At 53.8% G+C, this 22,975-nt stretch carries 14 protein-coding genes; 4 read left to right on the plus strand and 10 right to left on the minus strand.

From position 1 onward, the window contains the following. Positions 1-23: 23 nt before the first annotated feature. From GJJ30_RS03065 to GJJ30_RS03075, 3 genes are all read right to left on the minus strand, one after another. A complete protein-coding gene (locus tag GJJ30_RS03065; RefSeq protein ID WP_154173009.1) occupies positions 24-449 on the minus strand; it encodes a YybH family protein in 426 nt (141 codons plus the stop codon). A gap of 355 nt (positions 450-804) precedes the next feature. Then, complete coding sequence (locus GJJ30_RS03070; RefSeq protein WP_154173011.1) at positions 805-1,575, minus strand: SDR family oxidoreductase; 771 nt, start codon at positions 1,573-1,575, stop codon at positions 805-807. Between the two features lie 71 nt (positions 1,576-1,646). Then, entirely contained in the window at positions 1,647-2,012 is a 366-nt protein-coding gene (locus tag GJJ30_RS03075) for a helix-turn-helix domain-containing protein (protein WP_170299109.1), read from the minus strand. A 184-nt stretch (positions 2,013-2,196) separates the two neighbouring features. Here GJJ30_RS03075 and GJJ30_RS03080 point away from each other — a divergent pair, with 184 nt between their 5' ends. Beyond that, on the plus strand, positions 2,197-2,625 hold the full coding sequence (locus GJJ30_RS03080) for a VOC family protein (protein ID WP_154173015.1): 429 nt from the start codon (positions 2,197-2,199) through the stop codon (positions 2,623-2,625). A 137-nt stretch (positions 2,626-2,762) separates the two neighbouring features. On the opposite strand, the gene GJJ30_RS03085 is transcribed toward GJJ30_RS03080, so the two are convergent. From GJJ30_RS03085 to GJJ30_RS03115, 7 genes are read right to left on the minus strand one after another with little or no spacing between them, the layout of a single operon-like run. Continuing rightward, a complete protein-coding gene (locus GJJ30_RS03085) occupies positions 2,763-4,037 on the minus strand; it encodes a polysaccharide pyruvyl transferase family protein (protein ID WP_154173017.1) in 1,275 nt (424 codons plus the stop codon). A gap of 52 nt (positions 4,038-4,089) precedes the next feature. Next, entirely contained in the window at positions 4,090-5,391 is a 1,302-nt protein-coding gene (locus GJJ30_RS03090; protein ID WP_154173020.1) for a polysaccharide pyruvyl transferase family protein, read from the minus strand. 10 nt (positions 5,392-5,401) lie between these two features. Then, positions 5,402-6,712 carry a polysaccharide pyruvyl transferase family protein gene (locus GJJ30_RS03095; RefSeq protein WP_154173022.1) on the minus strand — a complete coding sequence of 437 codons (1,311 nt, stop codon included), beginning with the start codon at positions 6,710-6,712 and terminating at the stop codon, positions 5,402-5,404. A 6-nt stretch (positions 6,713-6,718) separates the two neighbouring features. After that, positions 6,719-8,965: a polysaccharide lyase family 8 super-sandwich domain-containing protein gene (locus GJJ30_RS03100; protein ID WP_154173024.1), complete on the minus strand. Its 2,247-nt coding sequence runs from the start codon at positions 8,963-8,965 to the stop codon at positions 6,719-6,721. Between the two features lie 48 nt (positions 8,966-9,013). Continuing rightward, a complete protein-coding gene (locus tag GJJ30_RS03105) occupies positions 9,014-10,459 on the minus strand; it encodes a RagB/SusD family nutrient uptake outer membrane protein (protein ID WP_154173026.1) in 1,446 nt (481 codons plus the stop codon). A 14-nt stretch (positions 10,460-10,473) separates the two neighbouring features. After that, a complete protein-coding gene (locus tag GJJ30_RS03110; protein WP_154173028.1) occupies positions 10,474-13,920 on the minus strand; it encodes a SusC/RagA family TonB-linked outer membrane protein in 3,447 nt (1,148 codons plus the stop codon). 22 nt (positions 13,921-13,942) lie between these two features. After that, positions 13,943-14,929, minus strand: coding sequence for a FecR family protein (locus tag GJJ30_RS03115; RefSeq protein WP_154173030.1), 987 nt, complete (start codon positions 14,927-14,929; stop codon positions 13,943-13,945). Positions 14,930-15,072: 143 nt separating this feature from the next. Here GJJ30_RS03115 and GJJ30_RS03120 point away from each other — a divergent pair, with 143 nt between their 5' ends. The 3 genes from GJJ30_RS03120 (at position 15,073) to GJJ30_RS03130 (ending at position 22,947) form a co-directional block, all read left to right on the plus strand. Then, complete coding sequence (locus GJJ30_RS03120; protein ID WP_154173032.1) at positions 15,073-15,660, plus strand: RNA polymerase sigma-70 factor; 588 nt, start codon at positions 15,073-15,075, stop codon at positions 15,658-15,660. A 656-nt stretch (positions 15,661-16,316) separates the two neighbouring features. Beyond that, a complete protein-coding gene (locus GJJ30_RS03125; protein WP_170299110.1) occupies positions 16,317-20,225 on the plus strand; it encodes a hybrid sensor histidine kinase/response regulator transcription factor in 3,909 nt (1,302 codons plus the stop codon). Between the two features lie 274 nt (positions 20,226-20,499). Then, entirely contained in the window at positions 20,500-22,947 is a 2,448-nt protein-coding gene (locus GJJ30_RS03130; protein WP_154173036.1) for a TonB-dependent receptor domain-containing protein, read from the plus strand. Positions 22,948-22,975: the final 28 nt, after the last annotated feature.

Consider the following 22,975-nt stretch of genomic DNA (forward strand, 5'->3'; position numbering starts at 1 on the left):
TCGGTAGGGCCGTCGGGGCAGGCTCAGGGTTTTAGTTCTGTTTTTGCCTCGCCGGTTTCGATATCGTAGGGGTAAGAAACATGCTGATGTATCATTTGCCACTGCCCATCTATTTTCTGAAAGATCCGGGTACCCCGCGAATAACTCTCTATTTTTTCCCGGCCCGGCTCCTGAACCTGCATATGATTCAGGCCCCAAGTAAAGGCTAAATCATCACGTATTAGAATCTGAAGATCAGGAATGTCCCACTGGATCTGGCCAGTCGATACATCAAAACCGCGCTGGCAGACGTCTCGAACAGCATCGATTCCGGTATACTGCAAAGGCGCATCGTGTTCATACGAAACGACATTGGGGGCAATATGGGCCATGACCGCATCAATGTCTTTGGCCGCTGTACCCTGGAACCAATCAGCGTAGATCTGACGAATTTCTTGTTCTGCATTCATAGAATTATTGCGTAAACGATATGAATGAAAATTCCCCGTGTAAACAAGTTCTTTAACTAACCGGCTCAGTGTAAATATGTTTAGTATGCCATTAGGACAAGAAAAGGATCGAAAGTCATGCGCAGTGTACTCGAAACGACCTCACTTATCAATTAAGTGCTTAAAAAGCAGATAGTGACCATCGATTTATCTATTATCAATACACCTTCCTTAAAAAATATGAAGTATTAATCATTCTTTATACAGAACTAGCGCTACTATTCGATCTTTTAAACGATGCTAAAAAGGAGGTGTCTTGTTGAAAAGGTCGGGTAAACCTTGTCTATTCAGGTCTATCAAGCCTCTATCGCACCCGTTATCTGGAACTATACTGGTTTACTGCAAAGCGGGAAGCACTATTTTCAAACAAGATGGCAAGGGATTGACCCGACAACTGTGGCTCCAAGTGCTCAGTAGGTCCATACCCAATTGTTTCGGTAGAATCATTGGTGAGTGCTGAAAAAACGTGATCGCAAAACTCATCCAACTCTACGCCATGCTGTTGGCCTTCTCCCGCCAGATTCGTTAGTACTGCCGGGGGAATGAGTTCGATCACCCGGCAGGAGGTGTTGGCCAGGGCGTGTCGCAAGGTCATGGTATAACTGTGAAGTGCCGCTTTGCAGGCACTGTAAATCGGGGCAAACGGTTGGGGAATGTAAGCTCCTCCCGAAGTGACATTGACGATCCGGCTCGGTTGAGCATGTTTCATTAGCAACGGGATGAGTAAATGATTCAGGTGGATGGGACCCGACAGTAGAATATCAATTTCTTGCTGTCGCTGCTGCCAGGGAGCCGTATCCTGGGCTAAGGAAACCCGGCGCTGAATCCCTGCATTATTGATAATCCAATGCAAGGGACTCATCGTCTGGGCCACATACTGCGCCAGGGCTTCCCGGTCGGCGGGTTGGCCGATATCGCTCACGAAAGTTTTTAAGCCGGGTAATTCAGCAGCAGCCTTTTTGAGTTTATGCTCATCTCGCCCCGTTACCAACACTTGACTACCCCTTTGGAGAAAGCGAGTGGCTAATCCGTAACCAATTCCTTCGCTACCGCCCGTAATGAGCACATTGGTGTTTTTCAAATCCATTTTTCATGCTGGTTGAATCTGGCTCAAAAGTACGAGCGGGCTACTGAATAAAATGGTCATGATTTAAGGATTTAGGTCCGTTCGCGCTGAAAGGCTTTCGGGGTAGTGCCGCTAATGCGTTTAAACCATTTGGTAAATTGGGAGGGCTCAAAATCAAGGATTAAGGCAACCTCCTTCACCTTTCGGTCCGGTTCCAACAGGAGTTGCCTGGCCACTTTTACAATTTCCAGCTGGAATACTCCGCAGGCCGATAAACCGGTCACTTCCTTAATCGTAGTACTCAAATGGATGGGATGAATACAAAGCTGATCGGCGAAATCCTGGATATCTAACATGGTATCGGTTTTCTCCTTCACCAGTTCGGTTAAATGCGTCTGAATCAGTTGAAGGTAGCGTTCGTAGAGTTGAATTGGCTGCTTTTTAGGCGTTGATGGCATAACGATAGGTTTTGGTAGAAGACGGGTTTTGAAGGCACATAACACCAATTGGCAGGCATACGGTTTCTCAAAATACCCTCCTTTCATGACGCACCAAATAGGCCTTCCACAAATCCGTAAAAACCCAGAACAGTAAGTAAAGTCTACGGGTTACTTTAAAATCTATCATAACCGAACCAAAGAAATGCTTTCCTGTACTCCTTTTCTTCTATTTGACGGCAATTGTACCGAGGCAATGACCTTTTATCAGCAATGCCTGGGGGGCGAGTTAACGCTGATAAAACTGGGTGATACACCCATGAAAGAGCAGTTTCCCATAGAAAAACATAACCGGATCATCAACGCACACTTGAAAAGCGGGGCGATTGAACTCTCAGCGACCGACTGGATGGCCTCTCCCATCCTGGAGCCCAAACAGGGCAATACCATTAGCCTTTATCTGGTCGGAGACACCTACCGTGAATTGAAAACGGTTTTTGATAAACTGGCCGAAGGAGCCGATCCGGATAAGCGAACGTTCCAGGATCTGCATCCGGTACCGTTCGGCAGTTATGGTCAATTTACGGATAAATACGGCGTATCCTGGATATTCAAAGGCGAAAAACCAGAATAGTATAGATTGTCAGCAAACGCTCTTTTCATGACGCACCAAAGACACCCGGTTCACTTTTTCTCTGTCAATGGGGATGCTAAAAACGGCGGTCTTAAATTGTTCCTAAGCCGGACTACGACACAGTCGTAAATTTATGATTAGGCAGACAGATTCTTTTTTACAATTGCCATGGTTTCACGCTGACGTTGTGTGATGTATTTTCGGGCCTTCTCAACTTTTGCTTTAGCCGCTTTGGGGTCTTTGGCCATCGCCAGGACCGTCGGAACGATTTTCGCTACGTCGCCGGGCGTGTCCATGTCGAACAGCCAGTCACCCAGGCCAACATCGCGCCACATGGCACCTTTGCTGGTCTGCTCTTCAAACCGGCAAACGATTGCCGGAACGCCCTGGGCAATGCACATGATGGGCGAGTGCATTTCCAGCCCGAACAATCCCGCCGACCGGATATAGGTACTGACGGCTTCATCGGTCAGCCAGTAATGATCACGCCAGACCACGTTCTTTTTTACGTCCTCCGGTAGCGGATCGTAGAGCATTTCTTTGCCGATACGGACCTGGGTTTCGTTTTCGGGCACCAGCAGCACCTTCAGGGGCGTTTGCCGAACCACCTGAATGATGGCTTCCCGGATGGGTGCGTTGTCCTGCTCTTTCATTTTGTCGTTATACGCCCGTTTGGCTTCGTTGGGAGCCTGTTTTTTCTGGGGCAACTCCCACCAGGGCGAGAACCGGTATTGGGGGATGGCACACAGGAATTTGCCGGTTTCCAGGTTATGTTCCCGCAAAAACGCATCCGCTGCTGCGTCGTTCCGAACATCGACGGCAAAAGCACCATCGGGGCAAAACTCCATGATGGGGCAGTTTACCCCGTTTTTCTTCGCAAACGCCAGCGAAACCGAGTCGCGGAAATACGCAAACCGGGCTTTGCTCAACAGGCCGATATCGACCGGATTGAATTTGCTGCGCTCTTCGGGGAAGCCATAAACGCCGGGAAACGTAATGCCGTAGATGCCGTAAGGTTTACCGGTTTCCTGCACCCAGCGTTCCAGGTCCTTGCGGGCAACCAACTGCGGACCGGAGCCATGGAGCAAAAAACCGCATTCGGTAAATGCTCGGGCAACCTCGTCGGGCGACTGAATAATGGGCACGTTTGGAAACCGTTTACGCAGCATGGCTTCCACGCCATCGCCCACGTTAACTGGCCAAAGCCGCACTTCAACGCCGGGCAGGTATTTTTCCAGCAGCGTCAGCACACCGGGGGTATGGCCGATGTCGCCAATATTGGCGGTTTGCCACGAGGATCGAAGCAGGATCGGTTTGGTAGCCAGATTGCTCGCTTTCAGGCCAGGGATCATCCCCAAAAGGAGACTGGCCAACGGAGGGACCTGCTGCAGAAAAGCGCGTCGGTTCAGCATGTTTTAGGAAATCATTATTTGAATAAAAAATGCATTGATTACGGAATTGCGGCTACGCCATTACCTGTTTCTTCACATAGCCCATCGTTTCGCGCTGCCGTTTTTCAACGAACTGACGGGCTTTGGCCGCTTTCGCGCGGGCGGCTTTGGGGTCTTTGGCCATCGCCAGAACCGCTGGCACGTACCGCGCGATGTCTTCTTCTTTGTCAAAATCGAACAGCCAGTCGCCCAGACCAATATCTTTCCACATGGCGCCTTTGCTGGTTTGCTCGGCAAACCGGCCAACGATTGCGGGAATCCCGTTGCCGATGCACATGATCGGCGAATGCATTTCCAGCCCGAACAGACCTGCGGACCGGATATAGGTACTGACGGCTTCGTCGGTTAACCAGTACCGGTCGCGCCAGACCACTTTCTTCTTTACATCATCTGGTAACGGATCGTACAGTATTTCTTTGCCGAGTTTGACCTGTGTTTCGTCTTCCGGACAGATCAAAATTTTGAGGGGCGTTTGCCGGACCACCTGAATAATCGCTTCCCGCAGAGGGGCGTTGTCGTGTTCCCGCATGGCCTGATTCCGGTCGTGCCGGGTTTGATCGAACGGGGTTTTCTTGCTCGGGATTTCCCAGTAGGGCGTAAAACGGGTCCGCGGGATCACGCACATGAACTTGCCCGCTTCCAGCCCGTGTTCGTTCAGGAAGGCCGTGGCGACCGAATCGTTCCGCAGGTCGACGGCAAAGGCCCCGTCGGGGCAGAATTCCATCACGGGATTATGAACGCCGTTCTTTTTGGCGAAATCCAGGGAGATGGAATCCCGAAACAGGGCAAACTTCGCTTTGTTCAGCATCTCGACGGCCTGCGGATTGGGCGTCACCATCGCTTTCGGGTCGGGGCTGTAGACCCCCGGAAACGTAATGCCGTACACCCCGAACGGTTTTCCGGTTTCTTTATCCCACCGAACCACGCTGCTGGTTGCCACCAGCGAGGGGCCGGAACCGTGCAGCAGAAACACGCATTCTTTAAACGCCTGCTCGATTTCCTCCGGCGTTCGGATGATCGGTACGTTCGGAAACCGCCGACGCATCAGGGGTTCTACCCCGTTGTCGAGGCTCGACGGCCACAGCCGCACTTCAACGCCGGGCAGGTATTTTTCCAGCAGCGCCAGAACGCCCGGCGTGTGCCCGATATCGCCAATGTTGACAGTTTGCCAGGACGAACGGAGAATAATCGATTTTTTGTCGGCCGGACGGTCTGAGGCCGATTGCGCCAGCGCCGGAATAGCGCCAAGAAGCCCGATCAGTGCGGGCGTTTGTTTGAGAAACTGACGACGGGTTGAGGTACTTAGGCTGTTCATATTGACTAATTTACGACGCTAATTTAACGAGTTTACGCACGACCTGCATGGACGCTTTTTGCCGCTCAGCGACCACCAGCATGGCTTTTCGGGCTTTTTCTTTCGCCTGTGGATAGTCCTGGTGAATCTGCATCAACGTCGCGTTCATCGTTTCCGCCGACGTCTTGTTGATATCGAACAGCCAGTCGTTCAGCCCAATGTCGCGGAACATCCAGCCCTTGCGCCCGTGCCAAAGGGCGCGGGCGTGGATAACCGGGACTCCCAGGGCCAGGGCCATGATGAGTGAGTGGGGTTCCATGCCAACCAGGGTGTGAGCCCGGGCGAAAACCGACATCGCTTCGTCGGCGCTCCAGAATTGCTCGCGGAAAACGACTTTGGCTTTCACCTCATCGGGGAGGGTGTCGTAGAGCAGCGTACGACCGTATTTGGTTTCTTTAAGCGATTCGGGAGCAATCAGGACCTTCAGCCCGGTTTTTCGCACCCAATTGGAAATCAGCTGGTTCATCTTGGCCATCCAGTCAAGGTTTTCGGCTTTCTGCTCCGGGGTTGGCTCGGCGGGGTTTAGCAGGTTCCCTTTACCGGCGCCATCGAGCGGGGGCGTGTTGGTTCGAATGACGACCGTTAGAAATTTGCCCGCTTCCAGCCCGTTCTGCTTCAGATAAGCCACCCCTTTTTCTTCATCGCGCACGTCGATGCCAAAGCAGCCGTCCGGCCCGAATTCGAGCACCGCAGGTTTGAACTTGTTTTCGTTCAGGTACTTGAGCGATTCTTTGTCGCGGGTGTAGATAAAGGCGGCCTGGTTCAGCACATCGCGGTAGATCAGGTCGGCGGGTGACGCAAATTTGTCAAACGACTGCCCATACAGCCCGAACGGAATGTTTCGCTCGCGGCAGTAGAGCATCGGGGCCAGATGCGACATCGTATTGCCCCATTCGAAATTGAACAGACCGTAATTCATCGACATACCCGAATTGTGGATATACAGACTGGCTTCATTGAAGGCTCTGGTGACCGGGCTATCGGGCTTGTCTGGCTCAAACCCACCGGAAATCAGCCGAACTTTCGGGAAATTCTTAGCGACCAGTGCTTCGGTTACGGGGCGGGGAGCCGCGTGCCACAACAGAATCTGGGCTTCGGGCACATACCGTTCCAGCAACCGCAGCGTGCCCGGTGTGTGTCCAATGTCGCCAATGTTCTTGTCATTCCACGACGACTTGAGCAGGATGATCGGTTTTGCATCCGGACGTGATCGACGGAGGGGAAGCGCGGTGGCGGCCATCGACAGGCCGGATAGTTTAATAAAATGTCGGCGTGAGGTCATACAGCATCAGGCTTTAGGAAAGTTTTGAACCAGTGACCGGCCCGCTTCTGCCCCCTCCGGAAAGGTGAAGGTCGTCACGATGGGCTGTGCGGAAGCAACTGTATCCTGCACCCGGACCAGCACCTTCCCGGCCCGGTGCGTCGGGTTTCCGACGGCGAGGGTCCAGCGCCCGTTGGCGGTTCGTCGCCATTGGACGATACAGGGTTGATCGACTTCCAGTTTGCGCTGGTCCGGCAACACCAGCGCACCGGGTTTCCAGAAGATTCCCTGCACAAGGTCCGGGGTAGCAATGGCCTGTAAGGTGGGCGTATTGGAAACGATGGTCGGCGATTTGGTTTTGCTGAAAGCAGCAATGTCGGAAGGTGCCAAACCGGGTGCCACCACGTAGCTGTACTTGAAACCTTCTTTTGCGGCATTTTCGTGTTCGATCCAGAGACTAAACACCTCCCCCTCAACAGCCGCGGGCGGATGGGCGGGGTCCTCCCGGGCATCCCGGTGCGGAGCCGTATTGAGCGTTTTCCACGGAGCCGATTTGCGTTCGGTGCGGATGCGCAGGTTCGACGGCTGCGGAAACAGGTACGTTACCCCGTCGTGGTGAACCCAGCCCGCCGTTTTGTGTGTATGGGTTTCGTCGGCGGCTAAGGCAGCGGTGTTCATGCTCGTCGTGACGGGGCCTTTCGCCCAGCACTGGTTCACACTCGTTACCACGGGTAAGGTGGAATCGTAGGATTTGATGGCGGCCCCCAGGCACACAACTACCTCATCCAGGAAAAACCAGGCCTTCAGCGCGTGCAATCCTCCCCGATGCACCTCCATAGCGGCTGCGCCTGACGTTCCATCCGAAACGCCACCCGCCCAATCGCTGCCGCCGTACGAACCGATGCCCCAGCTATGCAGCGGCAACGGGACGGCCGGATTATAGACACAACTCACCCCCGGAATCCGGCGCCAGTCCCAGAGCGGGAAAATATCCCGGTATTCCTCTCCGGTCTGCATCAGACACATCGCCCCATCGCCCAGGTGATAGCCCAATTCGTTCTGTTTCCCGCCCGACTCGTGGCTATACACCCGGCGCGACGACATTCGGGCCGAAGCATGAAAACCGGGTCGGTTGTGCGCCATGTAGTCCGACATCCAGAATAACCGGTTGCCAGCGGGAGCGGTTTTGGCTTCAGTCTCACCCCGTAGTCGTCGGGCAAACGCCTGGAGTTCAGCCTGGCGCTTGCCGCCGAAGGGGATGAGGTGGTCGCAGGCAGCTTTGGCCCCGAAACCGGAATCATGATCGGGGCCGTGCTTCAACGGCCAGGCCACCATCCGCCCCACGGTGGTAAAATCAAGCGAACGGCCCCGCGTCAGGGGCTGCAGCCCGTCAAGGACGTAGCGGGTTAGTGTTTCCAGTTTGTCGGGCGCAAAGGCGAAAGCGGTTTTATGCAAGGCGAGCGCTAACGCCGTTGCGTCGCGGGCAAATCCAAGGCCGTAGAGTCCCCCGGAATAAAACTGGGGACCGTGCTGGTGGAAACTGAAATCAACCTGAATGCTTTCGGACCGACCCGGCCCAATTTCCTGCTCTGCCTGTTTGGTGTAGCGGGCGACGTAAGCCGGATCATTCGCTAAACAACCGGCCATCACCTGAATGGTGGCTTCATGCATCAGGTTTTCGCCGGTCGCCGGAGAGCCGGAATAGTCCAGTACTCCATCGGGACGCACGCAGGTTTTAAGGATGGTTACAACCTCCGCTTTTTCAGAAGCGGACAGTTCGTTCCCCATTATCAGGGCGGCCTGTCCCAGCGCTAAAGGCGATCCAATCTGATAAAACCAGCCCGCCGAGGGGGGATGGGGCTTGCCCAGCCATACGCCCAGTGACCGGTGCAGGGCGTCGGCCAATTGGGTGCGTTGCGAGCCGGTGGCCGCGTAAAAGGCTCCGGCCAGTTTTAGGATTCGGGTGCAGTGGCCGTATCGCTTGACCCCTTCGTGTTCGGGTTTGAACTGCGCTTCCAGGTCGGGCCAGTGACCCGTCGGATCCAGGGTACGGAGCAACTGATCGACACTGATCCAGTTCGCTTCCGGCGCGATGACCAGGGACTGGTCGGCCATTCGTTGCCGGATAAGCGCCAGTTCGGGAAGGGCATCCGTCGTGCCAATCCATTGGCTCAGGCTGAATGCCGGCCCGGCCAGCCCCAGGCTCCCCACCGCGCCGGTTGTCGATTTAAGAAAGGTACGACGGTTGAACAACCGTTTATTTACTTCGTGCATGTTTCTGGGTAGTAGAAGCCGTGTTTACGGAAGAAAACATACTGACGATCAATAGCCCGGATTCTGCACCAGTTTCGGGTTCGCATCCATGTCGGTCTGCGGAATCGGAAGCAGGTTGTGGAAAGGCTGAATGGTGGCGTTTCGGTTAAAGCTGTTTTCCGCTTTAACGGCTTCCACCAGCCGGTTGGTGCGAACCAGGTCGAACCGTCGGCTATTTTCACACGCCAGTTCCAACCGGCGTTCGAGCCAGACAGCCTCTCTGAACTGGGCAGCGGAAAGCCCTTCGAGTGGCATTAATCCGGCCCGGGTCCGCACCCGGTTCAGGGCTGCGTACGCTTCGGGGGTTGGGCCATTATTGGCTTCATTCAGGGCTTCGGCCTGCATCAGCAACACGTCGGCAAAGCGGAGGATGGGAATACTGGTCCCTTCCCCGCCGGAGGTTTTGGCGGTTTTATCCCACAATTTCTGGAACGAAACCGCTTTGGTCGGGTCCGGGTCGGTCACCGAGAGGTTGGTCGTTACGTTATTGTATACGTACGAGGTCAGGACGGTAACGGCTTTCCGCTTATCCGCTGCGGTGTAGGCATTGAACAGCGACGCACTCACGCGGGCGATCCCCGCTCCGCCACTGGGATAGATCAGCGCCTGCCGAACCCCGAAATTACGCCCAATGCCGTGGCCCCGCACATCGGTTATGTATTGCACCTCGAAGATGTTTTCGCGTCCGCCCCGGGCCGACAGCGCAAACGCATCGGCGAAGTTCGCGTAGAGATCATACACCCCCAGATCAACCACTTCCTTCGCTTTTGCGGCCGCCTGGGCCCAATACGGTGAATTGGGAGTCGTACCTGCTCGGGTCAGATATACTTTGGCCAAGATCCCTTTGGCCGCTCCCTGCGTGGCCCGGCCCGTTTCGGCGGCTGAATAGCTCTTGGGCAATACGCTCTCGGCCTCCTTCAGGTCGGCTTCAATCAGGGCGTAGATATCCGCCACCGGCGATCTGGCTATTTCCAGGCCATCCAGGGAAGCCGTCTCGGCTGTCACTAAAGGAACATCACCGTAATACCGGACCAGGTTGAAGTAGTGGAGGGCCCGCAGGAATTTTGCCTCGGCTACGTACCTTTTCTTGAGCGCTTCGTCCATCGCAATGCCCGGTAACCGATCGATCACGGTGTTGGACCGGTTGATTCCCCGGTAGGCGGGTACGTAAGCTCCAATCAGCGAATTGGCCGGAGTAAGGTTGTACCGCCAGAGTAGCGGGCGGTTGGCGTCGCCCGTCAGAAACGGAATGGCATCGTCGGTCGTGGTGATGTCAATGTTGGGGTCGAGGTTCCCAATGGCGTTGTAACAGGCCCCCAGTGCCGCCCGGGCATCATCTGCATTTTTGTAATAGGTGGCATTGGTGAGGTTGGTCACGGGCGACAGGTCCAGCTGGCTTTCGCAACCGAACGCCAGAAACGCCGGAATGGTGAGTAAAAGACGAATATTTTTCATGAACGCAGGTCGGTTTAGAGTTTCAGGTTCAGGCCAATTAATAAGGTTTTAGCGGCTGGATACCCGCCATAGTCAATCCCCTGGCTGAGCGACGAGCTGCCGTAGCGATTGACTTCCGGGTCGTAGCCTGTATACTTGGTGAACGTCAGGTAATTCTGAGCCGCCACGTAGACTTTGACCGACGAGAATGCTGCCCGATTAACCCAGCGTGTCGGCAGCGTATACCCCAGCGAAATATTTTTCAGGCGCAGGTAAGAACCGTCTTCCACGTGCAGGCTTGACAGCAGCCGCGATCCGCCGGCAGCATTGGCGCGAGGAATGGTATTCCCGCCTTTGGTGGGTGTCCAGCGTTCCAGCACCCGCGCCGACTGGTTGTTCCCGCCCGTCAGGTTAATGAGATCGAATGTCGCATAGTTGATGATTTCGTTGCCACTAGACCCCTGAAAAAAGAGATTCAGGTCAATGCCTTTGTAGGAAAAGGTATTGTTGAAACCCCCGAAAAAATTGGGATTGGCATTACCGATGATATCCCGGTCCAGGTCGCTGATTGACCCGTCGCCGTTTATATCTTTATAGCGAAGGTCACCCGGTTTTGCCGTTTTCTGCGCCGAAGCATCTACTTCAGCCTGGGTCTGAAAGATACCGTCCGTCACCAGACCGTAGAAATTGCCCAATGGGCTGCCTACCCGCAGCAGAATCGGGTTCTGCCCCGTGTTGGAGATGGTCGCGTCGGAGCCGGTTCGAAACTCCTGTCGGCCATCGAGGGTCAGGATTTTATTCCGGTTGAACGAAATATTGAACTCCGACGTCCAGCGGAAACCGCCCCGGTCCACGTTGATGGTGTTGAGGGACAGTTCGAAGCCCGTGTTGCGAACGCTACCAATGTTTTTGAGCGTGTTGGCAAAACCGGACGAGGTGGGCACGCTTACACTGAAGAGAAGATCGGAGGTCAGCTTGTTGTAGTAATCCGCCGATACCTGAAGCCGGTTGTTGAACAGGCCTACATCGAACCCGACATCGAATTGCGCGTTTTTCTCCCAGCGCAGATCGGGGTTGCCGATGCCACCGGTTGCGGCACCCACCTGCAAGGCTCCCCCGATGACGTAGGGTGCCGACGCAATGTTGGCTAAGTACTGGTAGTTCCCGATTTCCTGATTTCCCGATAAGCCGTAGCTAACCCGGATTTTAGCATCCGACACGCCCGACAGGTTCTGCATCCACGGCTCGTTGGCCAGTTTCCAGGCAAAAGCTCCCGACGGAAAGAAACCGAATTTGTTCGCTGGACCGAAGCGGCTCGACCCGTCACGACGGCCGGTGAGCGTAAACAGAAAGCGGTCTTTGAACGAGTAATTGACGCGGGCCAGGTACGAAATGAGTCGCCATTGACTGGCCCCCGTGCTCGGAGCCACCAGCGTAGATCCCGATCCTAAGTTATTATACAGGGCGAAATCATTGGCAAAGGTGTTCGCGTTGGCATCCACCGATTCCGAATTGATTCCCTGAAAAGTGTAACCAACCACGGCGTTGACGGTGTGATCGGTACCCAGTTGTCGGCTAAAGTTGAGGGTATTCTCGTTCAGCCAGTTAATGGATTGCGTCGAACTCACCGATCCGCTGCCCCCCAGACTAGCCCCCAGCGTGGCCAGCCTGGTAACGTAAAAATTGTTTTTTGAGGTCTGTAAATCCGCCCCGAGGCTGGTTCTGAACGTCAGCCCATCCACGATTTTTACATCCAGGTAGGTGTTGGCCAGCAACCGGATCAACGAGGTCTGGTCGGTAAATTCGTTGACCATGGCAACCGGGTTGTCGGCACCCAGACCGTTGAGTACGCCCACGTTTTTATAGTAGGTACCGTCGGCGTTATAGATGGGAAAGGTTGGGGAGAAATTGAAAGCAGAAGCGATCACGCCGTCGACGGCCCGGTTGCCGGCCGTCTCCGTTCGCGGGCCATTGCTGACCGTGTAAGCCCCCTGAATGGTCATCCCTATTTTAACCCGCGACGAGAGTTCGTTGTCGAAGTTGGTGCGCAGGGTGTAGCGCTTGAAACCGGAGCGGGGAATGATCCCATCCTGATTGAAATAACCGGCCGAAATCGCGTACCGGGCCGTAGCCGACCCACCCGCCACCGAAAGCTGATGGCTTTGGATGGGCGCATTCCGCAGGACGGTGCGCTGCCAGTCGGTGCCTTCACCCAGGGTGCTGGCCAGCGGCCGGTCGGCGGAACTGCCGTCGAAATACGGTTTGCCGCCGTTGTTGGTCTGGGCTTCGTTCACCAATTCCGCAAACTGGCGTGCATTGAGCAGTGGAATAAGGTAGCGGGGAGTTTGGTTTCCATAGTAGCCATCGTAACTGACAACCGCCTTGCCGGTCTTCCCGCGTTTGGTCGTCACGAGGACGACTCCGTTGGAGCCCCGAGAGCCGTAAATGGCCGTCGCCGACGCATCTTTCAGCACTTCGATACTCTCAATATCGTCCGTATTGATCGAGTTCAGGTTTCCGGTCGGGAAACCGTCGATCACATACAGGGGGTCGTTGCTGGCGTTAACCGACCCCGAACCCCGGATGCGAATGGTGGAACTGCCGCCCGGCCGGGCTGAATTCGTTACTACCTGCACCCCGGCCGCCCGGCCCTGCATCGCCCGGTCGAGGGAAGCAATCGGGGTGGCTTTTATGTTGGCTTCACCCACCTTGGCCACCGAACCGGTCAGATCCGATTTTTTGACCGTACCATAGCCCACCACGACGACTTCGTCCAATGATTTTTCATCGGCTTTCAGTCGAACGGTCAGTGTCGATTGCGAACCGACGGATACTTCCTGTTTTTCGTAGCCCACATAACTGAAAACCAGCACGACAGCTTCGTTGGGAACCTGAATCCGAAAGGCTCCGTCTTTGTCCGTCGTGGTTCCACGGGTTGTTCCTTTCTGAATAATGCTGACGCCCGGCAACGACTCGTTCCGGGCGACATCCGTCACAGTTCCACTGATGGTCCGATCCTGGATCAATGACGAACCCGTTGGAAATGCCGCCGACGCGAACGATTGCTGCGGTTGCGTCTCTGCATTCGTGGAGGCTGAGGTGACCGGTTCAGCGGTTTTGGTTTCGCCGGTTGACTTTGTTTCCGGACGTTTCCGATCCCGGCTGTAAATCAGGTACGAATGCGGATTGTTTTTTTCAACCACCAGGTTGAACGGGGCCAGCAGGGTTTGCAACGTACGCTCCAGGGATCCCGATGCGTTGGTGACCGGCGCCACAAATTTATCTTTCAATTCCCGGCGGTTGTAATCAAAGACAACGTGGTGCTGTTTTTCCAGATTTTTCAGGACATCGATTAAAGCCTGCTGATTCTGGCGGTTTGTTTGCTGCGAACGGGCCGATGCCAGGGCCACGTCCTGACCGATAGCGGGCAAACCGGAATGCAACAAACCGATGACGGCCCAGATAAGTACTCGTGTTTTCATAGGGGTAAAGGATAGAAACTGACTACTCAATGATGTAATGATCGCCGTCGAAGGTGACGGTGACACCGTAAATTTTTTCGATTTTGCTCAGTACCTGCTTCACATCATTGGCCGGAATTGAACCGCTGAATAATTCACGGCCAACCGTTGGATTGCGCAACTCCACTTGCAACCCGTGACTGTCCCGGATTTCCTGAAGCACTTCAGAAACAGGCTGATCGGTGAAAAGCAGGATGGATGTTTTCCAGGCGAGTTCGCGGGGGAGATTGGCCCGAATGGGCTTTAATTGCCTTGTAGTCTGGGTGTAACGAACTTCTTCGCCGGGTTGCAGCGTGTACGTTTTCTGGGCGGGGTCGGTCACTTTAACTTTTCCTTCCTGCAAAACAACCTGCGTCGTACCCCGGCGGTTTTGTACGTTAAACCGGGTACCTAACACCTCGATAGCTACCTGATCGGGTGTATGAACGACAAACTTCTGGTGATTGCGGGTGTGTTGGACCCCGAAAAAAGCTTCGCCTTCCAGCCAGACATCCCGTTGGCCGGTTTCGGCCCAATCGGCCGAAAACCGCAGGGATGAATTGCCATTGAGCGTCACCACCGACCCATCGGGCAATTCCACCGTACGTTGTTCGCCAAAAACCGTCCGGATGGTTTGTGGCCCGGTCAGGTGTTGATAAAACAGCAATCCCGAAACCAGCAGCACAACTGCGGCAGCCGCCCAGCGTACGACTGGAAGTTGTGACAACCGCCCGGATTTAGATACCAACGGAACGGTCTTTTCAGGTTTATTCGTTGCCTTTTCGTCGAGCGGTTTTTCGTCGAGTTGCTGCCAGATGCCCGACAACATCGTGTTGCGGAGAGACTGACGTTCTGTCTCGGAAAGCGAGCGCAGGTAGGAATCATCATCGGCGAAATGTTTCCACCAGCTTTCTAATTGTCGCTTTTCTTCATCGGTTGCCTTGCCGCGTACTAGTTTGCGGATCAGGCTTTGAAGGTATTGCTTGCCCATGAATTCAGTTGGGGATGTGATTGTAAGTAGGACAACTCACCCCAACCCCTAAACCGAATCTTACCTTTTTTAAAGATTTTTTTGAGGGATTCCAATTCCAAAAAAAAACATCTACCTTCAACTTTCGAACTAAACCGCATGCAATGTCCAGGTGGTCTTTACCCGATAGCGCAACCGAATCGGAATGGCTGCAGGCCCTGAAAAGGGGTGATCGGAATGCTTTTACCCAACTCTATGATTTCTACTGGCAGCGTCTTTTTACGGTAGCCTACAATTACACCCGATCCCGGGAGACGGCCCAGGAACTGGTTCAGGAAGTTTTTATGAGTTTATGGGTAAAGCGGGAAGAACTGGTGGTGCGAACCAATCTGGAAAGTTATCTGTATGGCGCCATCCGGTTCCGGCTGTACGACTTGCTGGATAAACAGAAAAGCGCCAGTCTCTATGCAGATTATGCGGCCTACACCCAGACCGCGGCCGAAGAAACCACCGAACAGCAACTGGCCTTCGCCGAAACCACCGCCCTGATTCAGCAACAAATCGATGGGTTTCCGGAAACCACGCGGCAGGTTTTCCTGTTAAGCCGCTTTGAGGGACATTCCGTTGCCCAGATTGCTGAAAATCTGCATCTATCGCCCAAAGCCATCGAATACCACATTACCAAAGCCCTTCGACTGTTGCGACTGCATTTGACGGACATCTGCCTGTTGGTTGCTATATTTGGGTTGTAGGTGAATGGGCAGAGCAGTTGAACTTTATTTTAAACCAACCTGTCGCCAGGTGCATTTCCGTCAAAATGAAGGCAGGTTTGCGTCTATTTGCCCATTTTCTGAACCGAGATTGGTTGGTAGTTTTCGGTGAGAATGAAAAGGCTCAGAAAGCTATACTATTTTAGTCGGACAAGACACAGGGTAAATTGCAACGTTGATTTGCAAAACGGTTTGTGTTGAATTGGTAGAAACAAGATTTTGAATACTAAATAGCCACGTTTCCGTCCCCGGAAAATCCTTCCCTCATCTGACCTATTCGACCAGTAAAGCAAACCCAAGATTAGGTAGTACCGGGTAGATACCTAATTAATTTTACTTATTCCAAAAAGGCCAATTTATTCCTATTTATTCCCTATTGTTAGTATCTTAGATGCTAATACTTAATGCTATTATTCGTTGCCTGGTATAAAATCCTTCCCTTTACTAGTTACCCGAGAATCCGGTCTATTTCGAAACTGATGCGCCCGTTGACGTCTTTTGAGGGTTCATGGAGAACCCGTTATGAGTTGTTTTATCCGTTTCCTGCCTGTTATTATCGTGTATTTGGCCTGCTTATTGGCTGGTGGCTCCCGGTGCTGGCAGCCTTGGCGCAGCTCCCTCCCCAGTCTAACAAAAGTTTGACCACCACAAATGGGTTGCCTCACAATTCCGTTACGGGCGTAGAACAGGATAAAACTGGTTTTCTCTGGATTTCTACCGCCGACGGACTGGCCCGCTACGACGGCCGAACCTTTAAAGTTTTTCGGCACCGCCCCGGCGACAGCACTTCATTAGTCGATAACGAAATTGTTATGTTCGAGAAAACCCGGACGGGCTCCTTTCTAATTACGGCCTCAAACGGCAGTTTCCAGCTTTTCGACCCACGCACAGAGCGGTTTACCGAAGTGCTGAACGAGAAATCATTAGCCCGGCAGGGAATTCGAATCACCAAGGGGAAACTGAGTGCAGATGGGCGGTATTTTTGGGGATTAATGCCGGGCCTCCGGCTTATCCGCTTCGATTTACAGCGAAAAACTACTCAATTCGTTGATGTGGCCAAACTGACGGGCCTGGCAAACGTCCCTTCCGATTTTATCTTAACCCCTGATGGCTACCTTTATGCGGAATGCGATAGTAGGCTGTTTCAGCTAAACACAAAAACCGGCGAAAGTCGCCTGATTTGTTACCCCTTCAATAGCCCGCCGGTACACTACTGGCCGATTGATTATCACCAGATCGCGCTGGCACCCCGGGGAGAAATTGCCGTGTTCGGTTATCAGGTGATTGCGCTCTACAACCCGGCCCTGGGTCGTTTTCGGACCATTCCCATCCCTGACTGGTTCCTACAAAGAGACACCTGGTATCAATTAAAAACACTGGCCGACAACCGCTTGTACGTTGGCTACGACAATCGGCTCTACCGTCTGGATGCCAACGATCAGCTGGTGCGAATTCCCCTGCCGGCCCCGACAAGTCAACAAACCTCCCCCTGGTTGCTCGACCGCTCGGGTGTCCTTTGGGTTGGGGGCCGGTCAACAGGTCTGGCCCGGATCGATGTGCGGCCCCAACCATTCGGATTCGCTCCCAGACAGAAGGCATTTGGTAAAGATTTGCTGGAACAGGACCTGGGCGTTTCACTGCCCGGCAATTATACGGTCTGGGATATTGACCACTGGCCCCGCTACACATTTGGCCCTAATCGGGCAGGCTATTTGATTGACACACAACATGTCTATGAACACAAACCGGGCCGAGATACCCTGACCGAACTGAGGGCCCTTCACATGAATGCTGGCGAGCCCTGTTGTAAGCTCTGTCTAAAAGTGAGCCGCCGGGGACAGGTCTGGTTTTACAGCAACTCGTGGGGGCTGATTGAAGGTGATCCGAAAAGCGGGACGAAGCAACTGTATCCGAACAGTCGATTGCCGCTTATCTCCTCCACTCCGGGCCATGATGCAGCTGATATTCAACCGATTGGCCATTCCATCTGGGTGGGGTCGCAGTACGGTTTTGGACTTTTTCGTTACGATATCACCCGGAAACGCTTTGATAAGCCCCTTCTCAATAATCCAAAATCAACGAATTCGCTGCCCATCAACGCCATTAACTGCCTGAGTGCGGACCCGACCGATAGCACCGTGTTATGGATTGGAACGCCCGGCGGAGGGTTATGTCGCTTAAATACCCGTACGATGGTATTTCGGAGAATGGGCGAACCGGAAGGTTTTCCCAATGGTACCATTTTAAGCATCGAAACCGACGGTCAGGGAATGATCTGGTGTTCCACCAATCGGGGACTCGTACGAGTGAATCCTAAAACATTGACCTGGCGGCACTTTACTGTCGATGACGGACTACACGAAGATTCATTTCTGCAAACCTCGTCGGCCCGTCTTCCCGACGGTCGCTTGGTATTTGGCACGCCAAAGGGCCGGATTATTTTCGATCCGCTGGCAGTTCGTGACCAGATCTACCAACCGCCCATTGTTTTATCGTCCTTACTCATCAACAATAAGGTCGTCGACTCAAACTCTCCCGAAGGCCGGAATACCTTGCCCACGCCCATCAACTCGCTTTCGGAACTGATCCTGGACCATACCCAGAACTTTCTAACCATTGGTTTTGCCGGGCTGCATTACGGGAAAGCCGAACGATTAAACTACCGCTACCGGCTTTCGGGCGTTGATGATGGCTGGGTAACGGTTGGTACCCAGAACACGGCTAATTATACCCAGCTCTCGCCGGGCCGCTATGTGTTCAATGTTAACAGCACCACCCCCGATGGCCAGTGGAGTCGTCAGATTAAGCAGCTGATGATCGTCATCAAACCGCCTTTTTGGGCAACATGGTGGGCTTACGCAATTTATGTACTGGTTTTCGGAAGCCTGGTCTTCGGCTTTATTCGATTCCGGCTCCGGCAAGCCCGTCAGCAGCAGGAAATAACGCTCAAACGCCGGGAATCCGAGCAGCTTCGGGCCGTTGATGAGGTCAAAACCCGTTTTTTCTCCAATATCACCCACGAGTTCCGCACGCCACTGACCCTGATTCTTTCGCCCACGGAAAAGCTGCTGAAAACCGCCCATCAGGATAACTCGACCCGCCAGTCGCTGACTTTGATTCATCAGAATGCCCGGCAACTGCTCCGGCTGATCAACCAACTCCTTGATCTCTCGAAACTGGAAGGAAGCAGCATGAGCATTGCACTCGTCCGTGGAAATCCGGTGGTGCTGATTGAGCATCTCGTCGATACCTTTCTGCCGATGGCAGCTAGTCGGGGAACCGTTCTTCGTTTGGAGACCAATGGGTTAACGGACCGATTCAGTGAAAAACCGGGCTTGTTCGACGCTAACAAGTGGGAAACAATTCTGACCAATCTGCTCTCAAACGCTCTCAAATTTACGCCAACCGGCGGGCAGGTGTTGCTGACCCTTGACCAACCGACCGCCGACCAGTTGGAAATGCGGGTGAGTGATACCGGGGTTGGTATTCCTGTTCAACACATTCCGCACATTTTCGACCGGTTTTATCAGGTCGATACCTCCCGAACGCGGTCGTTTGAGGGCACTGGCATCGGACTGGCATTGGTCAAAGAATTGACAGATCTGCTTGGCGGCACGATTGCGGTACAGAGTCGCACGGAAAATCCCAGCGGTACAACCTTTACGCTAACGCTACCGGTACGACCGGCCACCGACCAGCTTGATACCCCAGAACTCCTACTGCCCGGATCTGACCTCAACGCTTTACGGAACATACCGACTACCGACCGGGCACCGTTGCCACGGGTATCCGACGATGCGCCGTTGGTGCTGGTCGTGGACGATAATGAGGAATTGCGGACATTCATCGCCCGGGAATTGATGGACCGCTACCGCGTATTGATGGCGGCTGATGGCGAGGAAGGCTGGTCGGTTTGTCAGCGCGAACTACCCGACGTGGTCATAACCGATGTCATGATGCCCCGGCTGGACGGTTATCAACTGACAAATCGCATCAAATCGACCCTGGCGACCAATCACATAGCCGTTGTCTTATTAACGGCGAGGGCTGCCCAGGAAAGCCGGATTGCGGGGCTGGAACAGGGCGCCGACGATTACCTGACCAAACCATTCCACAGCGACGAACTGTCTTTACGGCTGGACAACATGCTGACCCGGCAGGCGCACCTGCGCGCCTACCTCCACCGGCAGGTAACAACGCCGGCAATTTCGGAAGGGCCAATGGTCGATCCGTTCGTCCGGCAACTTCACCAGGCCATCGAAGAACGATTGGATGATGCAACCTTTGGCATCGATGAACTGGCCCAGGCCGTTTCCATGAGCCGCCGAACCCTCAACCGCAAACTTACCGCCACCGCGAATCTGTCCGCCAGTGATTTCATTCGCCACTACCGGCTTCAACGCGCCACGCAATTGCTAAAAACCGGGAGTTCGATCGCGGAAACTGCTTATGGCGTTGGCTTCGAAAGCCCGGCTTATTTTGCGACGGTTTTCAAACAGACCTACCACCAGACTCCTTCCGAGTATCTGAGCCATCAACGGGCGTAACGGGGCTTACCAACTCCTATCCTTTTCCAGTCTACTTTTCTGCTGATTTAACCGTAAGTCGGTTAAAAGGGATTCTGATGCCTTCAAAAATCCCATCCGGACGTCGATTGGCCCAGAATCAAAAGGAATTGACCTAAAATTGAACATCAAGGGCTGCCTAAAAGCGGATTTTTGCCTATTGCTTAACGTGTCCCTTAAACGAAAATGTCCAAAACCTGACTCTCTCCATTCTTGATTTACCCGACATCAAATACATAACATCGGAACCATTTCAATGAAAAAAATCTACCTCCTATTTGCCCTGTTCATTTCCTTTTTGCCCGCTATTACCAATGCCCAAACCACGGTTTCCGGTTCGGTCCGCACCGCCGATAACAAGCCCCTACCCTACGCCAGTGTAGCCCTGCTCAACGCCCGTGATTCGAGTCTGGTGAAAGGGGCCGTTAGCCGGGAAACCGGTGCTTACACGTTTGATAACGTCCAGCCGGGGCAGTATCGGCTGGCGGCTTCGGCGGTTGGTTATGCACCAGCCCGTTCGCCCATTGTGCAGGTCGGTACGGGGGCGGTTTCGCTGCCGGATATGACCCTGCGTGAATCCTCCCAAACGCTTGGCGAGGTGAAGGTGGTTGCCCAAAAACCGATGTTTGAACAACAGGTGGATCGCCTGGTAGTGAATGTGCAGAACAGCATTACGGCGGCCGGCGGCACGGCTTTAGAAGTGCTGGAACGCTCGCCGGGAATTACCGTCAACCGGCAGAACAACAGCCTGACGATGAGCGGCAAAAGTGGTGTGGTGGTAATGATGAACGGTAAACTGACCCGGTTGCCCATCGCGACCGTGGTTCAGATGCTGGAAGGAATGACCGCCAATGATATCGAAAAAATTGAACTTATCACCACCCCCCCGGCCCGCTACGATGCCGAAGGGGATGCGGGAATCATCAACATCATCACGAAGAAAAACCGCGACGGCGGACCGAAAAACTTCGGCATGAATGGCAGTTTTTCGGCCACGCTGGGCTATGGCTGGTTTGCCCGCCCGTCGGGGAGCCTCAACCTCAACTACCGCAATCAGAAACTTAATATTTATGGCAACGCTTCGTTTTTTCGCAGCCATTCCTGGCAAAATCTGCAATTCAACCGGATCGTGGATAAGCCTGGCCAAATCCTAGCGACCAACGCCGAGTCAAACCGGTTTCCGGTCACGTCAAACTATACGGCCAAGATTGGATTCGATTATGCGCTGAGTTCGCAAACGACGCTGAACGGCCTGGTGTCCGGTTTTGATAATACCTACGCGATGGACAACGCGGAGAATGTAGGCGTTACATTTACCAATGGGGTACGGACGCAACAAAGCAACCTGCTCAACAACGAGACAAATCGCTGGCGCCACCTGCTGCTCAACCTGAACCTGAAGCACGTTTTCAAGAACAAACAGGAATGGAGCATCGACTTCGACCGGCTGTATTACCACAATGATAACCCCAATTTTTACTTTAGCACGAAGCAGGATTTTACGACCGGCAACCGGGAGGAAGAGCAAATTCGGATCAGCAAAAAAACGCCCGTCCAGACCTGGGTGCTGAAAACCGATTTTATCACTCCCCTGCCGACCAAAGGCCGCCTGGAAACCGGTCTGAAAGCCACCACCACCCGCCTGGACAATACCGTAATCCTGGACCGGCTGATGACTGAAGGCTGGAAAATGGACTCGTTTTATACCCAGCGCTACCAGTTGGCTGAAGATATTCTGGCGGTTTATATCAGTCTGAACCAGCCGTTAGATAGTAAAACCACGCTTCAAGCGGGGCTGCGCTACGAACACACCCGTACCGACATCCACCGGCCCAACGGGCAGTCTCTTGTCAACCGGAAGTATGGCAACTTGTTTCCGAGCCTGTTTTTATCGCGGAAACTGTCGAAAAACCACACCGCCAACCTGTCGTACAGTCGGCGCATTACCCGGCCTTCCTACAACGACATTGCCCCTTTCGTGAGTTTTGTTGACCTGAGCACCTTCACCTCCGGCAATCCGGTGCTGCGCCCCACCATTTCCGATGCCGTGCAGGGGAGCTATACCTTTAAGGACGCCTACGTTTTTTCGCTCAAATACAGTTTCGACCGGAACGTGATTGCCGGTTTTCAGCCCCACGTCGATGCGGCCACCAACCGGATTCAATACTATGCCGAAAACATCGACCACCAGCAAACACTCTCTTTCGCGGCCAGTCTCCCGGTACCGCTAACCCGCTGGTGGAAAAGCCAGACCAATCTGACGGGTTTGTGGCAGAGCCTGACGACGGTGTATCAGGACAGCCCCGTAAGCCGGACGGTCTGGAATGCCAATGTGAACTTGTCAAACACGTTTACGCTGCCCCGCAAGTTCACCGTCGAACTGACGGGTTTCTATTACAGTCCTTACATGTTTGGCCTGCATCGCGGGCGAAGCTTTGGCCAGGTGACGCTGGGGGTGCAAAAAGCCCTCCCGAAGGATAATGGCACGCTTCGGCTGACGATGAGCGATCTATTCTGGACGAACATTGGCCGCTACAACAGCAAAATTCCCGCCCTGAACATCAATACAACGGATACATTTCTGACCGAACCGCGCGTGGTTCGGCTGACCTACAACCGTTCTTTTGGCCGCAAAACCGTGAAAGCGGCCCGAAACCGGGCCACCGGCTCGGAAGAAGAACGCAGCCGATTGCAGAGCAATTAAAACCGCCAATCTTCCCTGATTATTCCCC

Source organism: Larkinella terrae (assembly GCF_009668025.1).
Taxonomy (GTDB): Bacteria; Bacteroidota; Bacteroidia; order Cytophagales; family Spirosomataceae; genus Larkinella; species Larkinella terrae.